Source organism: Streptomyces sp. NPDC090798 (genome assembly GCF_044768965.1).
Taxonomy (GTDB): domain Bacteria; phylum Actinomycetota; class Actinomycetes; order Streptomycetales; family Streptomycetaceae; genus Streptomyces.
The window spans coordinates 100,990-121,965 of the sequence record NZ_JBIVXA010000027.1 but is presented as its reverse complement, the minus strand read 5'-3'; the positions used below and the strand labels follow the sequence as shown (position 1 = coordinate 121,965).

13 protein-coding genes are annotated in these 20,976 nt (G+C 71.2%); 9 read left to right on the top strand and 4 right to left on the bottom strand.

Features of this window, described 5'->3' with window-relative positions; translation table 11 throughout:
- Window positions 1-24 precede the first annotated feature (24 nt).
- Entirely contained in the window at window positions 25-534 is a 510-nt protein-coding gene (locus ACIQTP_RS39965; RefSeq protein ID WP_402042015.1) for a YwqJ-related putative deaminase, read from the bottom strand.
- 228 nt (window positions 535-762) lie between these two features.
- Between ACIQTP_RS39965 and ACIQTP_RS39960 the strand changes: the two genes are divergently transcribed.
- From ACIQTP_RS39960 to ACIQTP_RS39950, 3 genes are all read left to right on the top strand, one after another.
- Window positions 763-1,749: an SMI1/KNR4 family protein gene (locus tag ACIQTP_RS39960; RefSeq protein ID WP_403409225.1), complete on the top strand. Its 987-nt coding sequence runs from the start codon at window positions 763-765 to the stop codon at window positions 1,747-1,749.
- A 7-nt stretch (window positions 1,750-1,756) separates the two neighbouring features.
- Window positions 1,757-4,534, top strand: coding sequence for an SUKH-4 family immunity protein (locus ACIQTP_RS39955; RefSeq protein ID WP_403409222.1), 2,778 nt, complete (start codon window positions 1,757-1,759; stop codon window positions 4,532-4,534).
- Between the two features lie 188 nt (window positions 4,535-4,722).
- Complete coding sequence (locus ACIQTP_RS39950; protein WP_403409219.1) at window positions 4,723-5,610, top strand: DivIVA domain-containing protein; 888 nt, start codon at window positions 4,723-4,725, stop codon at window positions 5,608-5,610.
- A gap of 19 nt (window positions 5,611-5,629) precedes the next feature.
- On the opposite strand, the gene ACIQTP_RS39945 is transcribed toward ACIQTP_RS39950, so the two are convergent.
- Both ACIQTP_RS39945 and ACIQTP_RS39940 read right to left on the bottom strand, forming a co-directional pair.
- On the bottom strand, window positions 5,630-7,240 hold the full coding sequence (locus ACIQTP_RS39945; protein ID WP_403409265.1) for a cation acetate symporter: 1,611 nt from the start codon (window positions 7,238-7,240) through the stop codon (window positions 5,630-5,632).
- 32 nt (window positions 7,241-7,272) lie between these two features.
- Window positions 7,273-7,764, bottom strand: a complete 492-nt coding sequence (locus ACIQTP_RS39940; RefSeq protein WP_402042027.1) for a DUF485 domain-containing protein — start codon at window positions 7,762-7,764, stop codon at window positions 7,273-7,275.
- Between the two features lie 409 nt (window positions 7,765-8,173).
- Between ACIQTP_RS39940 and ACIQTP_RS39935 the strand changes: the two genes are divergently transcribed.
- Genes ACIQTP_RS39935 through ACIQTP_RS39920 form a run of 4 tightly spaced genes read left to right on the top strand, consistent with a single transcriptional unit; the run spans window position 8,174 to window position 15,634 of the window.
- The gene (locus ACIQTP_RS39935) at window positions 8,174-9,112 is read left to right on the top strand and encodes an SEFIR domain-containing protein (RefSeq protein WP_403409216.1); all 939 of its coding nucleotides are present in this window, start codon (window positions 8,174-8,176) and stop codon (window positions 9,110-9,112) included.
- Window positions 9,113-10,768, top strand: a complete 1,656-nt coding sequence (locus ACIQTP_RS39930) for a hypothetical protein (protein ID WP_403409213.1) — start codon at window positions 9,113-9,115, stop codon at window positions 10,766-10,768.
- A complete protein-coding gene (locus ACIQTP_RS39925; protein ID WP_403409210.1) occupies window positions 10,765-11,826 on the top strand; it encodes an AAA family ATPase in 1,062 nt (353 codons plus the stop codon). Before ACIQTP_RS39930 ends, ACIQTP_RS39925 begins: the two co-directional genes overlap by 4 nt.
- Window positions 11,827-11,833: 7 nt before the next feature.
- The gene (locus tag ACIQTP_RS39920) at window positions 11,834-15,634 is read left to right on the top strand and encodes a TIR-like protein FxsC (protein WP_403409207.1); all 3,801 of its coding nucleotides are present in this window, start codon (window positions 11,834-11,836) and stop codon (window positions 15,632-15,634) included.
- A 39-nt stretch (window positions 15,635-15,673) separates the two neighbouring features.
- Here ACIQTP_RS39920 and ACIQTP_RS39915 read toward each other — a convergent pair whose 3' ends face one another.
- Complete coding sequence (locus ACIQTP_RS39915; RefSeq protein ID WP_403409262.1) at window positions 15,674-17,167, bottom strand: MFS transporter; 1,494 nt, start codon at window positions 17,165-17,167, stop codon at window positions 15,674-15,676.
- Between the two features lie 409 nt (window positions 17,168-17,576).
- Between ACIQTP_RS39915 and ACIQTP_RS39910 the strand changes: the two genes are divergently transcribed.
- Window positions 17,577-18,365, top strand: coding sequence for an ABC transporter ATP-binding protein (locus ACIQTP_RS39910; protein ID WP_402042036.1), 789 nt, complete (start codon window positions 17,577-17,579; stop codon window positions 18,363-18,365).
- Window positions 18,362-20,929, top strand: a complete 2,568-nt coding sequence (locus ACIQTP_RS39905; RefSeq protein ID WP_403409204.1) for an ABC transporter permease — start codon at window positions 18,362-18,364, stop codon at window positions 20,927-20,929. Before ACIQTP_RS39910 ends, ACIQTP_RS39905 begins: the two co-directional genes overlap by 4 nt.
- The last annotated feature ends 47 nt before the right edge of the window (window positions 20,930-20,976 follow it).

Below are 20,976 nucleotides of genomic sequence, written 5' to 3'. Positions count from 1 at the left end.
GTACGTGTGCGGGGATGGGGGAGTTCAGGAGGCGCCGGTCGTCGCCGTCGGGTCGACGACGCGGACGCCGAAGTGGTCGCTGAGCGCCGTGCAGGCGCGGCAGGGCGCGGCGAAGCTGCCGTGCAGCGGGTCGCCGTCCTCGCGGATGCGGCGTGCGGTGAGTTTGGCCTGTCTGAGGGCCTTGCGTGCCTCGCCGTTGGTCATCGGCTTGCGGGCGGCGCGTTTGCTGCGGGTGGCGTCGACGGTGGCGATGTGCCGGGAGATGAGGATCGCCTCGGCGCAGCGGCCGGTGAAGCGGTCGCGTTGCGCGCTGGTGAGGGTGTCGAGGAAGTCCTGGACCAGCGGGTGAAGGGCGGGTGGCTGGTCGCCGCGGGCGGCGGTGCCGGTGAGGGTGGCGCCGCGTACGGAGAGGGCGGCGGCGACGGTGGGAAGTATGCCGTCGCGGCGGTGCAGGAGGGTGGGCGCGTGGGCTGCCTCGGCACTGCTCCAGCCGACCCGCGGGTCCCCGGACGTGCCCGTATGTGTCGCGTTCATGATCGTTCTTCCCTCCCATGCATCCCCCGATGCGGCTACAGACTGCCAAATGGCGTGGCGGGTGCGGAAGCTGGGGCGCGCGACACGCCCGGGCTTCGTCGTACCGTCACGGCGGGGTGACGGCAGGTCACGGAACCGGAGGTCCGGTGACCGGTGTCTTCCTACCGCATAGGCTGTCGATATCCGCGATCCATACAGCTATTGAGAACGCCGCAGGGGGCAACCGCCATGACGACAGGTCGGCTCGGGCAGCAAGCCGCGCCGCCGAACGCGGCCTACGCCGGGCAGGTCGTGCATTTCCCGGATCCGGTCCGGGCCGCTCGCCACCCCAGGGGTGTCCGGGTCGACGCGCACGGCTATCCCGACTTCTCGCCGTACGCGCGTGCCGCCGCGGAGATCGCCGAACCCCCGGAGGGTTTCGGCGTGGACGAACTGCGGTTGACGGACTACGTGTCGGCGAACGCCGCGCTCGCCGCCGCGGGGCACGACCTGTGGGACACGATTGCGCCCGTGGCCACTCCGCATGGCTGGACCTGGCATCACGCGCGGGGCACCCGGCGCCTGGAGCTTGTGCCGGTGGAGGTCAAGGCGCTGTTGCGGCATCACGGCGGTATCGCGACGGCGGCCGTCGATCACGGGAAGCGGGGGACGCGTCCGTTGCAGGACACGCGGCCCGCGCACTTCGGGCTGCCGAAGTCGTCGGTCGCGGTGAGCGAGCAGCAGGTGCTCGGGGTCGAGGAGGATCTCGGCTATCGGCTGCCGGGTGCCTATCGGTCCTTCCTGAAGGCCGCGGGCGGGTGCGCGCCGATCGGTGCCGCGCTCGACGCGGAGCTGGGTCTGCTGGTGGACCAGCCGTTCTTCACGGTGCGCGAGGAAGCCGCCGTGAACGACCTCGTCTACATCAACAAGTGCCTGCGCGACCATCTGACCAAGGACTATCTGTGCGTCGGATTCGTGCAGGGTGGCCTGCTCGCCGTCAAGGTGAAGGGTGACGCGATCGGGTCGGTCTGGTTCTGTGCGTACGACGATGCCCGCGACCAGGACGCCTGGCCGCCGGCCGAGCGCGTGCAGCGGCTGTTGCTGCCCTGCGGCGCCGACTTCGACCAGTTCCTGTCCCGGCTCGCGGGTAATCCGCCGGAGTTGGAGACGGTGGCGAACCTGATGGTGGACGGTGGCTTCGCGCGCGCCGTTCCCGTCTCTTCCCTGGGGGAGTGAACGTCCGATGGTGACCTTCGCGCAGGCGCAGGAGCGCGCGGAAGAGTGGATCAACGGCGAGGTGCCCGGGTACCAGCACCGTGAGGTGCGGGTGCGGGAGTTCGAACTCGGGTTCGTGGTGTGGGCCGAGGACCGCGTCGACGGTCCGCGTTCCGACGGGGGCGCGCAGCGGCTCGTCATCGCGCGGGACAGCGGGGAGGCGACGCTCTGGCCCGGGCTGCCGGTCGGTGAGGTGATCCGCCGGTACGAGGAGGAGTACGGGGTGCCGCAGGCGTCCCCGGAAGTGGCTCCGGCGCCCCCGGCCCGGGTCGATCTGAACCAGACGTCGTTCTTGCTGAGCCCTCCGGAGTGGTTGCAGGAGGCGGCGGACAAGCTGGGCATTCCGGATCGGCGGGCGGGTGCGACGTCCGGTGGTGCCAACGGTGCGGGCCCCGGTGCGGGCGCCCACGCCAACGGGGCTTCCGCGGCCGGTGGTTCGGCGACGCCTTCTCCCTCTTCTCCTTCTTCTCCTTCGGACGCGCCGCCGCCGTGGCCCGCCGCCGCGGCCGGTGACGAGCGGGACGCGGGTCCGCGGGATGCCGTGGGGGCGCCGGGCGTGCCCGCTTCGGCGACTCCGTGGGCGGGGACGGACACCGCCGGGGACGGGGGCGAGGACCGTTCCGTGCCGCTGCCGGCGACCGTGTTCGCGCCGCAGCTGACCGACGTCGACGACCAGGCGGGTCCGGGTACGCCGCCCGGTGTGACCCCGGACGCCAAGACGGCCCTGATGTCCGGCGGCAGCCAACTCCCGCGCACGGCGCAGGCCCCCGCGGTCGACGACCGCGCGACCCCGCCGTCGTACGGCTACCCGCAGGCCGGCCCGGGTGCGCCGGGCACGCCGCCTCCGGGTGTGCCGGTTTCTGGTGCTCCGGCTCCTGGTGTGCCGGTTCCGGGTGTGCCGGGTCCTGGTGGTCCGCAGGGCGCGCCTCCTGCCGGACCGCCGGCCGCGTACGGCTACCCGCAGGGGCCCGGTGGTGCTCCCGGGACGCCGCCTCCTCCCCCTCCGCCTCCGGGCGGTCCGCAGGGCACGCCCCCGCCCGGTGCGCCCGGGTACGGGTACCCGCAGGGACAGGCTCCCGTCGCGCCGCCGCGGCCGCTGCCGCCGAACGCCGGTGACATCGCCGACGCCGCGACCAGCAAGGCACAGGCGCCGCCCAGGGGTGCGCGGGGTGGTGGCGTGAGCGCGCCGCCTCCGCCGAGCGCCCCGGGCGTACCGGGTGCGCGGCCGGGGAGCGCCCCGCCGCCTCCGCCCCCGCCGCCGTCGTCCGGGCCCGGCGCTCCGGGCACCCCGGCGGGCGGGTACGTACCGACGCAGCTCGTCTCGCAGCTCGGTCCGAACGGGCCCGGAGTTCCCGGTGCGCCTGCCGCGCCCGGCGCTCCGCAGCCTCCGGGTGGTACGCCTCCCGGGGGTGTCCATCACGCCGCGACCATGCTGGCGGGTCCGCCCGTGGGCGCTCCCGGCGCGCCCCAGCCTCCGGGTGCGCCCGGCGCGCCGGGTGCGCCGCAGCCTCCGGGCACCCCGCCCCCGGGCGGTGTCCATCACGCCGCCACCGTGCTGGCCGGTCCGCCGGTCGGCCCCCCGGTCGCCGGTCCCGGCGTACCGCCGCCCCCGCAGGCCCCCGGCATGCCCCCGGGCGCGCCGCAGCCCGTGCCCGGTCAGCCCGTGCCCGGTCAGCCCATGCCCGGTCAGCCCATGCCCGGTCAGCCCGTGCCCGGGCAGTCGCTGCCCCCGGGGCAGCAGCCTCCGGCGTACGGCTACCCGCAGGCCGGTCAGCCGACCGTCGGGCCGGGGTATCAGGCCGTACTGCGTTACCGCGCGCAGGACGGTTCCGAGCAGCAGTTGATCCGGCGCTCCGCGCCGGGGACCCCGCACCCGGAGTGGCAGATCCTGCACGAGCTGCGCGCGATGAACGTGCCGCCGCAGCAAGTGCTGGAGCTGCACACGGAGTTGGAGTCGTGCGAGCTGCCGGGTGCGTACTGCGCGCGGATGATCCGGGAGAGCTGGCCGCAGGCGCGGATCACCAGCATCGCGCCGTACGGCACGGATCACGCGAGCCGTCAGCAGGGCATGCGCCAGCTCCTCGCGCACCAGGGCGAGTTGCACCAGGTGGCGGACGGTCCCGCGCGTCCGGCGCCGGTGCGGGCGCCGATTCCGCCGGTGCAGCCCGCGCCGCCGGTTGCGCCGGAGGCGATCGGGCAGGAGCTGGCGGCGGCGTTCGGGCCGGGCCTGTTCCGGTTCGACCAGGCCGCGGTGTCGCGGCAGGGCGTGCCGAACATCGTGGCGCACACGCTGGTGGTGGCCGGACTGCCGGTCGACATGGGCCCGTTCTTCTGGGCGCAGGCGCAACCGGGCCGTCCGGTGCCGACGCTCGCCGAGCTGGCGCAGGAGCGCGGGGTGCGGCCGGCCGCGGACGCGGGCTCGTACCTCGTCATGGGCAGTGACTTCGGCAAGGCGATCTGTGTCCAGTACGGCACCGCGAACATCGTGGCCGTGCCGGTGGAGGCGGGTCCGGGCGGTGCCTCGGTGGCGCCGCAGTTCGTGAACACGGGGCTGCCCGAGTTCGCGCGCTGTCTGGCGCTGCTCGGCCGGATGTGGCGGCTGCGGTTCGGGCTCAACCAGGAGCAGGCGGGCCGCTGGACCCTCGACTTCCAGGCACAGCTCGCCTCGCTCGACCCGGCGGCGCTCGGCTCGCCGGAGAGCTGGTGGTCGGTGCTGCTGGAGCAGATGTGGGACGGCTTGCTGTGATGCGCCGCTGAGTGCCCGTCAGGGAACTGAAAGGGTTGGACCCGGTCGTATGACCGGGTCCAACCCATTTTTCTACGCAGCTGACCGCTACGAATGCGCGGAGTGTCGCGTTATGAACACTTACGCCTGATCCACCAAGATGTGCGCCAAATCGTGTTGTACGTCGCACAGTGGAGAGGGGTTCAGGGATGAGCAGCGCATCGGTGTCGCCGCACGGCTTCGTGGCCGTACGGGGGCGCGGTTACCGTCCCGAGCAGGTCGACGCGTACTTCGCTGCGCTCTCGCGGGGCCGCGACACCGCCTGGGAACGGGCCGCCCGGCTGACCGTCCTGGCCAAGGAGATGGACGCGGAGGTCGAGCGGCTGCGGGAGGTCGTGGCGCGGCTGGCCCCGCAGACGTACGAGACGCTCGGCGAGCGCGCCTGCCGGATCCGCGAGCTCGGCGAGGAGGAGGCCGCGGCGGTGCGCGAGAACGCGCGCAGCGCGGCCCGGCTGGCCGTGGAGGAGGCCGAGGCGGAGGGGCGGCGGATGCGTGAGGCGGCGCAGGCGTACGCCGACGAGCTGCGCGGCGAGGCCGAGGAACGCGCCCGGCACCGTCTCCTCGCCGCCCGAACCGAGGCCGACGAGATGCGGATCGCCGCCCGTCGCGCGGTCAAGGAGGGCCGGGGGGAGGCGCTGGCGGCGCTGCGCGAGGTGCGGCAGCGCACCGAAGGTCTCCTGGTCGAGCAGGAGAAGGAGCACGCCGAACGCTGGGAGGAGGCGGAGCGGGCTGCGGCGGAGCGGGCGGCCGCGCTCGACGCGCACCACGTGGAGCGGGGGGCGCGCGCCGAGGCCGCGTTGGCCGAGGCCGAGCGTGCTCTGGCCGAGGCCGAGGAGTTCGCTCGGCACGGGCAGGAGGACGCGATGGCACAGGCAGCTGAGGTGTTGGCCGGGGCTCGTGTTCATGAGGATCGGATCGCTCGTGAGACGGAGCGGGTGCTGCGCGAGCACGGGGAGCGGTGGGACGCCGTACGGGCGCAGATGGATCACGTACGGAGCAGTCTGACCGCGCTGACCGGGCGGGCGCCTGTGGAGTAGCGGGAGGGGGCGCTGTCCCTTACGGGGTCCTCCGTACCGCCCCCGCCAGGATCCACCCCTCCACCGCCTCGTACTGTCTGCGCTGTTCCTCCGCCTTGCGGCGCCCGGAGACCACCGTCCCCAGCCACCCGTAGGCGAAGCCCAGGGGAATGGACACGAGGCCGGTGGTGGTGAACGGGAACCAGTTGAAGTCGGCCTCGGGGAAGGCCGAGGTGGGGGAGCCGGAGACCAGGTTGGTGCCGGTCATGAGGATCAGGACGGTCAGTGTTCCGCCGATGAGGGTGCACAGGAGGCCCGTGCGGGTGTAGCGGCGCCAGAAGAGGCCGTAGACCAGCGCGGGCGCTATGGCCGAGGCGCCCAGGCAGAACGACAGCGTGATCAGGGGTTGCAGGCTGCGGTGCTGGACGAGGGTGGCGAGCAGGATCGCCAGTGCGCCGACCGCGAGTGCGGAGACCCGGGCGAGGGTCATCTCGCGGCGCGGGGACAGCTCCCGGATCCGCCCGGCGAACACGTCGTGGGCGAGGGAGTTGGCGCAGGCGAGGATCATCCCGGCGACCGAGGCGAGGAGCGTGAGGAAGATCGCCGTCGTCACGGTCGTGAAGAGGAGGGTCTCGGCCGTCGACACGTCCGGTCCGAACGCGGCCCTGGAGCCCAGCAGGTACGCCGTGTTGCCCTGTGGGTCGGCGCCCGCGATCACGGACCGTCCGATCAGCGCCGTGGCCCCGAACCCGACGACCGTGATGACCAGCACGAAGACGGCCACGCAGGGCACCGCCCAGGACATCGAGCGGCGGACCTGACGGGCGCTGCCCGCGGTGTACATGCGCATGGTGACGTGTGGCAGGCAGGCGCCGCCGAGGACCACGGTCAGCTCCGAACTGATCATGTCGATACGGGGGTTGGGGCCGCCCGTGAACTGCAGGCCGGAGTGCAGGAAGGCGGTCCCGACGCCGCTGTTGCGGGCGGCGGTGTCGAACAGGGCCCCGGGGTCCCAGCCGAAGCGCTGCAGGATGAGGGCGGCGACCACGGTGCCCGAGCCGAGCAGCATCACGATCTTCAGGATCTGGATGAGGGCGGTGCCCTTCATGCCGCCGATCGCCGCGTAGCTGATCATCAGCGTGCCGAGGCCGATGATGCAGCCGGTCTTGAGGGAGTCGCTGGAGAAACCGAGGATGAAGGCCAGTAGATCGCCCGCGCCGGCGAGTTGGACCAGCATCAGCGGCAGCAGGGCGACGAGGGTCGCGGCGCACGCCGTGATGCGCACCGCGCGTCCCGGCATCCGTCGGGCGAGCGCGTCGCCCATGGTGAACCGGCCCGCGTTGCGCAGCGGTTCGGCCAGCAGGAACATCAGCAGCATCAGGGACAGGGCGGTGCTGAGGGCGAGGACGACACCGTCGTACCCGGCCAGGGCGATGACGCCGCCGGTGCCGAGGACGGTCGCGGCGGAGATGTAGTCCCCGGCGATGGCGAGGCCGTTGCGCATCGGCGACAGGGAGCCGTAGCCCGTGTAGAACTCGTCGAGGTCGTCGCGGTCCGGCCCGGTCATCACGCACAGCAGCAGCGTGATCGTGGCGACGGCCGTGAACGCCACCAGTGACATGGCCCGTGCGGAACTGCTGAACCCGACCATGCTCGTCAGGGCGGTCACCTCGGTCACCTGGCTCATCGGGTCGCCTCCCGCTTCGCGTCCAGCTGGGTCTGCCGGCGGATCCGGTCCGCGATCGGGTCGACGCGCCGGCGCGCCGTGTACTCGTACAGCCCGATCGCCAGGCAGGTCACCGGCACCTGGAGCAGGCCGAGCAGCAGTCCGGTCGGCAGTCCGCCGGAGACTTCGCTCGTCATCAGTCCCGGCGCGAACGCCGACAGGAGGAGGAAGAGGGTGAAGTAGCCGAGTGCGGTGAGTGTCGCGACCCGCCGTTGCCAGCGGTAGGCGCCGCGCAGGACGCGGATGTCGCTGTGCCTGCCGAGTGCCTGGTGACGTGGCTGTCGCCTTCTTTCGGGCTCGGGTGGCCGGGGCTGCGGTTGCCAGGGATAGGTGAGGTGCGAGGGGGGCGTGTGGTGGGGGGACGGGGACGGGTGCGGCGGTGGGTGGAGCGGGTCGTACGGCGGCTGATGCCGTGTCTGGTACTCGGGGGACGAGAACGCGTCTTGCATCCCGTGATCTCCTTGCGTGGCTCGGGCCCGGTGCGGACCGCAGGGAGTTGGGGGGTGGGCGAGGCACGCACGCTACTCGCAGGTAGCCGGGATGCGTGGGGCTTTCACCAAACTGAGCGGTCGGTATGCGCTTACTTCGACGACACGGGGTGTTACCCGCATTTCCACCGGGCGTTCATCAACAGTGTGGAGGCCGGAAGGCCAAGACGGCCCCGCTGTGCCCGCTCCGTGGCTCCTGGTGCGGGGGTGCGCGCCGCTCGGCGAGCGCGCATCGTGCTGGGCGTTCCGGTGATCGCGGTCCGTTTCCGTGGACGGCGGGACGGCATCGGCAAACGCGCCTCCCGGCACCTGGGCTTGGGCCATGATGTACGCACTCGTCGTGGTGCGCGGGAGGGCAGGGGGATGCCACATGGCTGAGGGGCCGTCAACCGCGTCGGCGTTCATCTCATATGCGCATGACCATCAGGAGCATGTTGATCAGGTCAGGGCGTTCTGGAAGTTCCTGCGCTCGTGCGGGATCGACGGCCAGCTCGACCTGCCCGCCGGCGAACGACGCCAGGACTGGGCCCTGTGGATGCTGCGCGGCATCCGGGACAGCCGCCACGTGCTCGTCGTCGCCTCCCCGGAGTACAAGCGGCGGGCCGAGGGCGACGCCCCGGCCGGCGAGGGCATGGGTGTGCGGTGGGAGGCCCTGCTGTTGCGGAACCTGGTCTACGAAGACCCCGTCGCGGCACTGGACCGGATCATCCCCGTCGTCCTGCCCGGAGGCTCCCCCGCCGACCTGCCTGTCTGGCTGGGTGGCCGCTCCCACGCCCATTACCCCGTCGAGGAGTTCACCGTCGCCGGTGGGGAGAAGCTGCTGCGGTTGCTGACCGACCAGCCGTACGAGACAGTGCCGCCCCTGGGCCGGGTGCCGCGGCTGCCGCCCCGCGAACAGACCGAAGGGGAGACGGTCCGACCGTCCTTGGTGCTGCCCCCGGCGGTGGTCGAGTCGACGCCGGTTCCGCCCCCGCAACCGCCTCCCACGACCTTCAGTTTCCCCGACGCGCAGGCCTTGACCGGTGCGCTCTTCGCCTGCAAGGCACTGCACCAACTCGCCGTCCGCCACGAACTGCTGGACTTGATGGGCGAGATCCTGGGCCTCGGCCACGCCTTCCCCGTCGCGGAGAGCCCCGATGCCCGGACGCATCTGAGGGCCCTCGTCCGCCGCAGCGGCCGCACTCTGGCGCGCGATGCCACGCTGAAGGCCATGTACATCGCCCTCGCGGAGATCGCGCCGGACGACACCGGCACCGAGGGCGTGCGAGCCCAGCTGGTCGCCGCCGGCCTCGCTCTCGGGGAGGAGTGAGTGCGCCGCTGGCGCCGGCTGTTCGGGAGACGCCCCGCGCACCACGGTGCCGAGCCGCAGCCGCCGCACGCCCGCGCCTACCGGGAGACGACCGAACTGCTGACGGAGATCCTGACCGACATCCCGAGGCTGCAGCGGCTCGAAGGCCGTCACCACCTGCTCGAGGAGACCGGTGGCCGACTTCGGAAGGACACCCCCGAGCACAACGTCGCCCGTGACCACCTGCGGGCCGTGGTCGACACCGCCCGGCGAACCTCGATGCTGAAGTCCTTACGGGATGTCCTGCTGCGTATCGACGGGGACGACATCGATACCGCGTGGTTCGACCTCGCCGTCACGGTGCTCACCGTGCCGGGCCCGCTGCCCACCCGCCACATGCTTGCTCTCATCAGAGAACTGCGGTCGTACCAACCGGAGTTCGGGGGACGCGCGGTGTCCCTCTACGCGTCCGAGCGCCGTGACTCCGGGCGGCCGCTGGATACCGGCCCCCTCCCTCTCGTGCTGCTGCGGCTCCACGACGCGCAGGTGGACGGAGCCGACGCTTCCGGCAGTCACGCGGACATGCTGCGCTTTCTCCGGCTGCTCAGCGAGGAACCCGTGCCGGACGGGCAGGGCGACGGGCTCGCCCGGCTGCTCGCGCACATCCCGGACGGCTGCGGCGCCATGACGAGGAAAAGGGCTCCGTCCGAGACCACACCGCGGTCCGCGGACGTGGAGCGGCAGGTCATCGTCCAGATACGGGTCGAGGAAGAAGACGCCCCGGGCGACCTGCCGTACACCAAGCGCCATTACTCCCTGCGCGGCTTCTACTACGAGCGCACCGGCGACGCCCGGCCGGCCTTCCGGGGCGCACGATCCCTGCCCGGCCTGTTCACCGGAGACGAGTTGGAGAGCCGAGGCCGCGACTTCCTGGCCGCATGGCGTGAACAGGCGGAGGCCGGCAGGGGCGTGAGCAAGCGGGTGGAGTTCCTGCTGCCGCACTCGCTGCTCGGCTACCCCGCGGAGCTGTGGCCGGGCGGCTCCGCCGGAATCCCCTTGAGTCACAGTTGCCAGGTCGTCGTGCGGTCCCTGCCCCGTTACCAGGACAACTCGATCCACGGCGAATGGATCCGCCGCTGGGAAGCGCTCGACCGCGGCTTTTGGCCCGGCGACGCGCTGGAGCGCATCGGCTGGATGGGTCCGTGCGCCACGGTGGAAGGAGCGAACGTCGACGAGGACTCCACGGCCGTGCAGTGGAAGTGGCCCACGGGGAAGTATCCGCCCCTGAGGCTGACCGACCCCGCGGAAGTCGAGGGCTGGCTGCGGGAGAACGCCGAACTGGCCTGCCTTGGCCTTGGTACCCCGTACGACGACCACGACCCCCTCATCCGGGAGTCGGTGTGCGAGGCCCTACTGGAGGACGGCATCCCCGTCATGGTCTGGCGGCGGGACAGGGGAGACCCCGGCCTGCTGCTGGACGCGCTGCGTGACAGCGAACCGCCTGCCCTGCTGGCCGACCTGCCGGACAGTGTGCTCCAGGCACGCAGGGTCGACCGCCGTGACCCGCTGAGTCTGAGCAACCACATCACCCTGCTGTGGGACGACCCCACGAGTGTCCACGGCGACCAGGACCACCAGATGTCCGGCACCCGCGAAGCCGACGGAGGAGCAGCATGACGCAGCGACAGGACTGGTGGGTCTACCAGGGCACCGGCACCCCGCACGACGGCATCCGAAGGCTGCCTCCGGCGCCTCCCTGGCGGGCCTTCCGGCATGGCGGTACGGACCACGTGCGTCTGCACGAGCCGCCGGAGGCCACCGACGACGACGCCGTCCAGCGGCACCTCGGCCGGGCCGGACAGGGCGCCGCGTACCAGGCCGGAGAGAAGGAGATCCACCTCGTCAATCTCGCGTTGCATCTGCGCCGCCCACTGCTGCTCACCGGCAAGCCCGGCACGGGCAAGTCCACCCTCGCGTACGCCGTGGCACACGAGCTGAGACTCGGCCCCGTACTGCGCTGGGCCATCACCAGCCGCTCCACCCTCAAGGACGGGCTGTACGAGTACGACGCCGTCGGCCGCCTCTACGACGCCGGGCTGCGCAACGCCGGAGCTCTGGCGAGCGGCCATGGCGCGCGCCACCAGCCGCCCGACATCGGCCAGTACATGTGGCTCGGGCCACTCGGAACGGCCCTGTTGCCCTGGCGTCGGCCCCGGGTCCTGTTGATCGACGAGATCGACAAGAGTGACATGGACTTTCCCAACGACCTGCTCAACGTCTTCGAGGAGGGCGAGTTCGTCGTTCCGGAACTGGCCCGGCTCGGGGGGCAGCCGCAGCGGGTGATGACCGCCGACCGTCGGAAGGTCGATGTCAGCGGAGGCGAAGTGGCCTGCGCCGAGTTCCCGTTCGTGGTGCTGACCAGCAACGAGGAGCGCGAGTTTCCGATGGCCTTCCTGCGGCGCTGTATTCGGCTGGAGATCGGGGCGGCCGACCCGAAGCGGCTGGCCGGTATCGTCGCGGCCCACCTCGACCCGCCCGGGACGCCCGCGCCGGAACCCACCGGAGCGCGGGCCGAACTCATCGCTGAATTCCTCACCCGGCAGCGGGAGATCGGAGCATTGGCGAACGATCAGTTGCTCAACGCCCTGCTCATGGCCGAACGAGGCCTGTGGGACGGCGAGACCGGCAGGGCCCTGCTCCTCGACCACCTGTTGCGTCCACTGGACCAGGGCTGAACCGGCCGTGCCGGACGACGACGACCTCCAGGAGGAGCCGGGCCGGTCGCACGGGGCCGAGGACGATCCGGTCATGTCGGGCGACGGGCTCCTGCGGAGGGAACTGGCACGTCTGCTGGATGCCGGTGGCGAACCCGACGCGCTCGACGCACTGGACGCGTTGTGGATCGCCCGGCTCAGCGGACTCGGCCCGGTGGACTGGTCGCTCATCGGATCCGGCAACGACCCGACGGCCCCTCCGCAGCCGGCCGAACCGCCGCCGGTTCCGGTGCCGGACCCCGGCCCCGGCCCGGACCTCGGCGCCGAGCCCCCATCGGCGCGCATCCACCTGCCCGGCGGTTCCGGCGCCACCCGGACCTCCTCCGGTGGCGCGCACGCCATCCGCATTGCGCAACCACCCGCACTCATCGATGTCCTCTCCCTGGCCCGGGCCCTGCGCCCACTGCGCCGGACCGTCGCCTCGGCGGGTGCCCGCACCCTGGACGTGCAGGCCACGGCAGCCGCCTCCGGTGACACCGGGCTGCTGCTGCCGGTGCTGCGCCCCTCGGTCGAACGCTGCTTCTCCGTCGACCTGCTGATCGACGTCGGCACGACCATGACCGTCTGGCACCGTCTGGCCGGCGAACTGCGCACCCTGCTCGAACGGCACGGAGCCTTCGCCGACATCCGCTGCTGGGCGCTGCACACCGACGGGCCGGAGCCGCGCCTCGCGCCGTTCCGCCGCGGCGCACAGACCCCGTGGACCACGCGGCGCTGGCGGGAGGCCCTGCGTGACCCCACCGGACGGCGGGTCGTCCTGGTCCTGACGGACGGTGTCGGGCCGACCTGGTACGGCAACGAACTGCCCGCCGCGCTCGCCGACTGGTCCCGGGAGCGTCCTGTGGCCGCGCTCCAGGTCCTGCCCAGCCGCCTGTGGCACCGCACGGCACTGCGTACGTCCCCGGTCCGGGCGCGCGGTGGCGAAGCACCCCACGCCACGTTCCAGGTCCGTACCTCCGGTCCCCTTCCCGGCATTCCCCGCGGCCGCGCCGGTGCCGTCGAGCGGGCGCGCATCCGCTGGCTGCCGGTGCTGGAGGTCTCCGGTCCCTGGCTCAACCCCTGGGCCCGTCTCGTTTCCGGTCGCACCACCGACTGGACACCCTTGCGCGCCGCCCCGCTCACCGTCGTGGACCGGCCCGGCCTCGCCACGCCGGCCGATGAGCCCCGCACCCCGGCCGGCTGGGTCGAACGCTTCGAAGCGGGCTACTCCTCGGATGCCTTCAGTCTCCTGCGTCTGCTGGCAGCGGCCCCGCTCAGCCTCCCGGTGATGCGGCTGGTCCAGCGCACCATGCTGCCGGCCACCGCCACCCCCATGCAGCTCTCCGAGATCTTCCTCTCCGGCCTTCTCGTTCGTCGCACCCCGGCCGAACCCAGTGAGGACCCGGACGCCGTGCTGTACGACTTCCGTGACGGTGTGCGTGAGGCCCTGCTGGCCCGGCTGACCCGGACAGAGTCGCTGCGCGTGCTGCAGCAGGTCGTCAACGGCGTGAGCGAGCGGGTCGCGGAGACACTGGGCGGTGGTGTGACCGACTTCGCGGCGCTCGTCGCCACAGGGCTGGACGGCGGCCTGGACGGCCTCGAACTGCCCGCGGACAGCAGGGCGTTCGCGGAGGTGGCCTTGGCCGTCATCCGGGGAGCGGGGGGCGACTACGGGGACTTGGTCGCGCGGCTGACGGGTGCTGAGGGGACGGCGACGACACCTTCGGCTGCCGGTCCGGAGCAGGGAGAGGCCGAGCCCAGAACAAGGGAGCGGCGAACGTGGCCGTTCTGGTCCCCGCGGGCGCGGGCGCGAGGTGGGGCGCCGGGCGAAGCTCCGGCCGTGTCCGAGACCGAGGCTGAGGCCAGGGGGGCGGGGGAGTCGTCCCCTACCAGGGTGAGGGTGCTCAGCCGGGTACCGGAGCTTCCGGAGAACTACGTCGGCCGAGGCGCGACTTCTCGCATCATGAAGGTGTTGCTCCGGGCCGGTGCCAGGGCCACCGGGATCCGTCCCCTCAGGGGTACGGCAACGTGCGTGATCGACGGGCCCCCGGGCGTGGGCAAGACCGCGCTGGCCATCGAGTGTGCACGGGGGGCGGCCGCGGAGTTCAGCATGGTCCGCTGGATCCGTGCCCACACCCGCGAGGTCCTGGTGGACGATCTCATTGCGTTTGCCGCCGACCTCGGGCTCACCAGCAACCGGGACACCAACTTCCCCAATCTCCTCATGGCCCGCCTCCGCGCCCATCTGCGCGCACACCCGGGCTGGCTGTTGATCTACGACGGTGCCGCCCCGGAAGCCCTGGCCGTCGCCTCTCGCTGGCGAGAACCCGTGCCGCAGTGGCTACCGCCGGAGGGCTACGGCAGCGTGTTGGTGACTCTCGACGAGGGGGCGCGCTGGCCGGGGCCGCACGAGACGCTGACCCTGGACGACTTCAGCCCCGCCTCGGCCCTGGCCTACCTTGAGTCGGCCCTTGCCTCACAGCACGGAGAGCTGTGGGACCACATCGGCGATCTGGCCGAACTGATCGAGGTGACGGGAACGACGCGTCCGCTGGACTTGGCAGCGGTCGTGTCGTCCATCAAGGTCAGCCGCTTGTCTGTCGGTACCTATGTCCAGGGCGTGTTGGAGAGGAGAGCGGGAATCGCAAGGTTCCTGCACTCCCTGGTCTGGATCAGTCAAGGTGATGCCTTTCTCGGTACCGGGGTCGTGGTGGCGCCGCGTACGGTGCTCACCGCTGCCGACGTTGACGTGAGCCGCGGCGCGCTCCATCTCCATCAACGCAGCGGTCCGGCCGTTGGCGTGAACAACTCGGTCCGGCGGCTCGACGACCCGAGACTGGCTCTGTTGGTCATGACAGAGGATGTCTTCCCACCAGCACCTCTCGCACTGACCGCGAAGCGCCCGGTCACCGTGGCGGCGTGGTACCCGCCCCAACAGCAAGGCAGGGGGTTTCGACTCAGTCCCGCCCGCTCGGCGGCGCGCACTCTTCCGCAGGGCACGGCACTGATCGACTCGGCCGGGAGGCTGCGGTCCGTCCTTGTGGCATCCGCCGCCGGCACGAGGACGGAGATCGAGGTCACGCCTGAACTCCTGGCCACGTTGAGGTCGCGGCCCCCGGCAAGCATCCGGGCCCGTGATCGGGAACCAGAGCACACGTCGGCGGTTCCACCGACGCGAGTGCCGTACTTCTATCTGAGTTACGCCCGCAGACGGCGCATCCCTGGTGAGCGCCTCAGTCCAGAGCATCGCTTCTTTACTGATCTGACCAAGATGATCCGTGAAATGACCGACTTCCAGGGGTCGGACTTCGGCTTTTTCGACGAAGGACTGCCTTCGGGTACGCGTTGGGAAGAGGAGATGAAACTCGCGCTGGCCAGTGCCCGAGTGTTCATACCGCTGTACTCACCCCAGTACTTCAAGAGTGCGTGGTGCGGCATGGAATGGGACGCGTTCAGCCGGCGCCGAGATCTGGCTCGCCGGACAGCCGGCCAGGGCGAGACGGCGGTCGTGCCCGTCCTGTGGACCGGCGTCGGCGCCGGGAAGCTGGGGTTGCCGCCTGTCGTCAGGGACGTCCAGTACTCAGCCCCGAAGTTCCACAGCAGGTACCTCCAAGCGGGCCTGGTGGACCTGATGGAATCAGGGCGCAGGGCCGAGTACTTGCGCGTCGTTCTGGCGATCGCGACGACCGTCGTCGAAGTGGCTGAGACGACCCGCTTGACGCCCTGTGACATCAGCCTGTTCGACGACCTGCACAACGTCTTCGATGGTTCTGTCCCCCCAGAGCGGTGACGAACGCCGTCAGGGCGGAGCGTCGTTGCGTGATCCTTCTCAGTCCCCGGGATTCTTGATGACCGGAAAGCGCCGCGGTGCCACGAACAGCAGGACCAGGAAGGCGAGCGCGGCGGCGCCTGCCGCACCCAGGTAGACGGCGTGGACCGCGTCGGCGACCGCGCGGCGCACATGCTCGGCGGGCGCGCCCGAGTCCAGCGCCCGCGTCACCGCGTCCAGGTCCCCGGCGCCGCCGAGCCGCGCGGCCAGCACCCCGTTGGCGATCGCGCCGAACAGGGTCGCGCCGACGGTCTGGCCGGTCTGGCGGCAGAAGAGGACCGACGCCGTCGTCGTGCCGCGCTCCTCCCAGCCGACCGTCGACTGGACGCCGATGATCAGGGGGAGTTGGAAGAGGCCCAGGGCGCCGCCGAGCAGAAGCATCAGCAGGGCCGGCTGCCAGGGCTCACCGGGGTAGGGCAGGAAGGGGAAGGCGAGCAGGATCAGGGTCGCGGCGGCGATGCCGAGCATCGCGGTGTTGCGGAAGCCGATCCGCCCGTAGACGTGCTGGCTGAACGCCGCCGACACCGGCCAGCTCAACGTCCACACGGAGAGCACGAATCCGGCGGCGACGGGCGCGAGGCCGAGGACCGCCTGCGCGTACGTGGGCAGGAACACGGTGGGGGCGACCATGAGCAGGCCCAGTGCGCCGAGCGCCAGGTTGACGGCCGCGATCGTGCGGCGCCGCCACACCCACCCGGGGATGATCGGCTCGGCCGCCCGGCGTTCGATCACGACCACGGCACCGATCAGCGCGAGTCCCGTACCGAACAGGGCGAGCGAGGGGGCCGACAGCCAGTCCCAGGCGACCCCGCCCTGCACCAACGCGGTGAGCAGCACACCACCGCAGGCGAAGACGGCCAGCGCGCCCGCCCAGTCGATCCGGGGGCGGCGGCCGGAGGACTCCCGTACCGGCTCGTGCAGATGGCGGACGATCAGCCACAGCGCCAGCGCGCCGATCGGCAGGTTGATGAGGAAGATCCAGCGCCAGTCGGCGTACGCGGCGAGCACCCCGCCGAGGGAGGGGCCCGCGATCGCCGAGGTCGCCCACACCGTGGACAGCTTGGCCTGGATCTTGGGGCGCTCCTTGAGCGGGTAGAGGTCCGCGGCGAGCGTCTGCACCGTGCCCTGCAACGCGCCGCCGCCCAGCCCCTGCACGATCCGGAAGGCGATGAGCGCGGCCATGTTCCAGGCGGTGGCGCACAGCAGCGAGCCGAGGAGGAAGACGGCGGCGCCCGCGACGAGGACCGGCTTGCGGCCGAAGGTGTCGGAGAGCTTCCCGTACACCGGCAGGGTGACCGTCACCGCGAGCAGATAGCCCGAGAACAGCCAGGAGAAGACGGAGAAGCCGCCGAGGTCGCCGACGATCTGCGGTACGGCCGTGGAGACGATGGTGGAGTCGAGCGCGGCCAGCGCCATGGAGAGCATCAGGGCGGCGACGACGGCACCCCTGCGGCTGCGCGAGGCCGATGGGTGCTTCGTCGCCGCGGCCCGTATTCCGGTGTCCCCCTGGCCCACTGGAGCGCCTCCCCTGATCGGTTCCCCCTGCAACTATCCGCCGTCCCCCACCATCTCACTTGACCTTCACGTAGCGGGAGGGTGGACGCTGACCGGGACCGAGGGTGGAGGCAACCCCGAGAGGGACTCCACCGAAGGGTGGACTGCCCCTAGGGGTCTCTCCCCACTAGGGCTCGGGGGGCGTTCGTACCGGCGGAGGACGAGACAGGGCGAGGCCGTCCTTAACCTGGCTTTATGCCGCTGAGGGCGGTGGGCCGAACCCGCGGGGGTGGGGTTTTCCCCCGTAGAAGACTGCGCTGGGCACCAGCGCGCCGGACCACCCCCCGCCACCAGACTTACCGACGTAGCGAAGAGCACTTCATCCGCTGACCGACATAGGAGATACACCGTGACATCGGCTGTGACCATTCCCAGGCACGGGGGCACTGGAGGGCGTACGGCCGTTGCCGCGCGGGCGCGGCAGGTCGTCAAGGCGTACGGGTCCGGGGAGACCCGGGTCGTCGCCCTGGACCGGGTCGACGTGGACATCGCGCGGGGGCAGTTCACCGCGATCATGGGCCCCTCGGGGTCCGGCAAGTCCACGCTGATGCACTGCCTCGCCGGACTCGACACCGTGACGAGTGGCCAGATCCACCTCGACGAGACCGAGATCACCGGGCTCAAGGACAAGAAGCTCACGCAGCTGCGCCGGGACCGGATCGGCTTCATCTTCCAGGCGTTCAACCTGCTGCCGACGCTGAACGCGATAGAGAACATCACGCTGCCGATGGACATCGCGGGCCGCAAGCCCGACAAGGGCTGGCTCGACCAGGTCGTGGAGACCGTCGGACTCGCCGGCCGGCTCAAGCACCGGCCCAGCCAGCTCTCCGGCGGCCAGCAGCAGCGCGTCGCGGTGGCACGGGCACTCGCCGCGCGCCCCGAGATCATCTTCGGGGACGAGCCGACCGGAAACCTCGACTCCCGGGCGGGCGCGGAGGTGCTGGGCTTCCTGCGCCGCTCCGTGGACGAGCTCGGCCAGACCATCGTGATCGTGACGCACGACCCGGTGGCGGCCTCGTACTCGGACCGTGTGCTGTACCTCGCCGACGGCCGGATCGTCGACGAGATGTACCAGCCGACGGCCGACCAGGTCCTCGACCGCATGAAGGACTTCGACGCGCGGGGGCGTACGTCATGACCGTCCTGAAGACCTCGATGCGCAACTTCTTCGCGCACAAGGGGCGGATGGCGCTGTCGGCGGTCGCGGTGCTGCTGTCCGTGGCCTTCGTCTGCGGCACGCTGGTGTTCACCGACACCATGAACACGACGTTCGACAAGCTGTTCGCCGCCACCTCCTCCGACGTGACCGTCTCGCCGAAGACGGCCAAGAGCGACAACACCCCGCAGAACGGCAGGCCCGACTCGCTGCCCGCCTCGGTCCTGGAGCGGGCCAAGAAGACGCAGGGCGTCAAGTACGCCGAGGGCGCGGTCAGTTCGATGAACGTGACCGTCGTCAACAGCGCCAACAAGAACATGGGGTCGAGCACCGGGGCCCCGACGATCGCCGGCAACTGGACGCGCAACGACCTGCGTTCGATGGAGATCACCTCCGGTCACGCCCCGCGCGGGCCGACCGAGACGATGGTCGACGCCGACACCGCCGACAAGCACCACCTCAAGCTCGGCGACGAACTGCGCACCATCGCCGTCACCGGTGACTTCAAGGCCCGGATCGTCGGCATCGCCACCTTCAAGGTGACCAACCCCGGTGCCGCCGTCGTCTACTTCGACACCGCCACCGCCCAGCGCGAACTGCTCGGCGCCACCGGCCGGTTCACCCACATCAACCTCTCCGCCGCCACCGGTGTCACCAACGACACGCTCAAGCAGAACGTCATCTCCTCGATCGGCGCCGGCGCGTACAAGGTGCAGACGCAGAAGGAGTACGCCGACGAGAACCGCTCCGGCGTCGGCTCCTTCATGAACGTCATCAAGTACGCCATGCTCGGCTTCGCCGGGATCGCCTTCCTGGTCGGCATCTTCCTGATCATCAACACCTTCTCCATGCTGGTCGCCCAGCGCACCCGCGAGATCGGCCTGATGCGGGCGATCGGCTCGTCCCGCAAGCAGGTCAACCGGTCCGTCCTGGTCGAGGCGACCCTGCTCGGCGTCTTCGGCTCGATCCTCGGCGTCGGCGCGGGCGTCGGCCTCGCGGTCGGCCTGATGAAGCTCATGTCGGCGGCGGGCATGGACCTGTCCACCCGCGATCTGACGGTCAAGGCGACGACCCCGGTCATCGGACTCGTGCTCGGTGTCGTGGTCACCGTCCTCGCCGCCTATCTGCCCGCCCGCCGGGCCGGCAAGGTCTCCCCGATGGCCGCGCTGCGCGACGCCGGTACACCGGCGGACGGCAAGGCCGGTCTCGTCCGCGGAATCATCGGCCTGGTCCTCACCGGCGCCGGAACCTTCGCGCTCTTCACGGCGGCCAATGCCGACAAGGCGAGCGACGGTTCGCTGGTGCTGGGCGCGGGAGTCGTCCTGACCCTGATCGGGTTCGTCATCATCGGCCCGCTGCTCGCGGGCGGTGTCGTCCGGGTGATCAGCGCGGTACTGCTGCGCTTCTTCGGCCCCGTCGGACGGATGGCGGAGCGCAACGCGCTGCGCAACCCGCGCCGCACCGGAGCCACCGGCGCGGCCCTGATGATCGGCCTCGCCCTGGTCGCCTGCCTGTCGGTGGTCGGCTCGTCCATGGTCGCCTCCGCGACCGACGAACTCGACAAGACGGTCGGCACCGACTTCATCATCCAGGGCAACCAGCGGATCGTCCCGCAGGCGGCGAAGGCCATCGAGACGACGCCCGGCCTGGAACACGTCACGCACTACCGGGACATCGAGGCCAAGATCGTCGCCCCCGACGGTTCCTCGGACAGCGACGGCGTCACGGCCGCCGACCCCACCTACGCACAGGACCTGCACCGCAAGACGACGGCCGGTGAACTGACCGCCGCCTACGGCAAGGACTCCATGTCCGTCGGCTCGAAGTTCGCCACCAAGCACCACGTCAAGCTCGGCGACACCCTGACCGTCGCCTTCAAGGGCGGCAGCACGGCGAAGCTCAAGGTCGCCGCGATCACCGACGACGACGTGGCCATCGACCAGGGCGCGCGGTACCTCAGCACCGAGACCATGCGGAAGTACCTCCCGGCCGACCGGATCCCGCCGGACCAGATCATGTTCGCCAGCGCCAGGAACGGCCAGGAGAAGCAGGCGTACGCGGCCCTGAAGAAGTCCATGGAGCAGTACCCGCAGTACCAGGTCCGCGACCAGAGCGACTACAAGCAGGAGCTCAAGGACCAGATCGGCCAGCTCCTGAACATGGTCTACGGCCTGCTCGCCCTCGCGATCGTCGTCGCCGTCCTCGGCGTGATCAACACCCTCGCCCTGTCGGTGGTGGAGCGGACGCGCGAGATCGGCCTGATGCGCGCCATCGGGATGTCCCGCCGCCAGCTGCGCCGCATGATCCGCCTGGAGTCGGTCGTCATCGCCCTCTTCGGCGCGCTGCTCGGCCTCGGCCTGGGCATGGGCTGGGGTGCCACCGCCCAGAAACTCCTCGCCCTGGAAGGCCTGAAGGTCCTCGAGATCCCCTGGCCGACCATCATCGGGGTCTTCATCGGCTCGGCGTTCGTGGGCCTGTTCGCCGCCCTGATCCCGGCGTTCCGGGCGGGCCGGATGAACGTACTGAACGCCATCGCCACCGACTAGCCGGCAGCAGCCGCCGCAAAGCCACCGTATACGGGGGTTACGGGGGA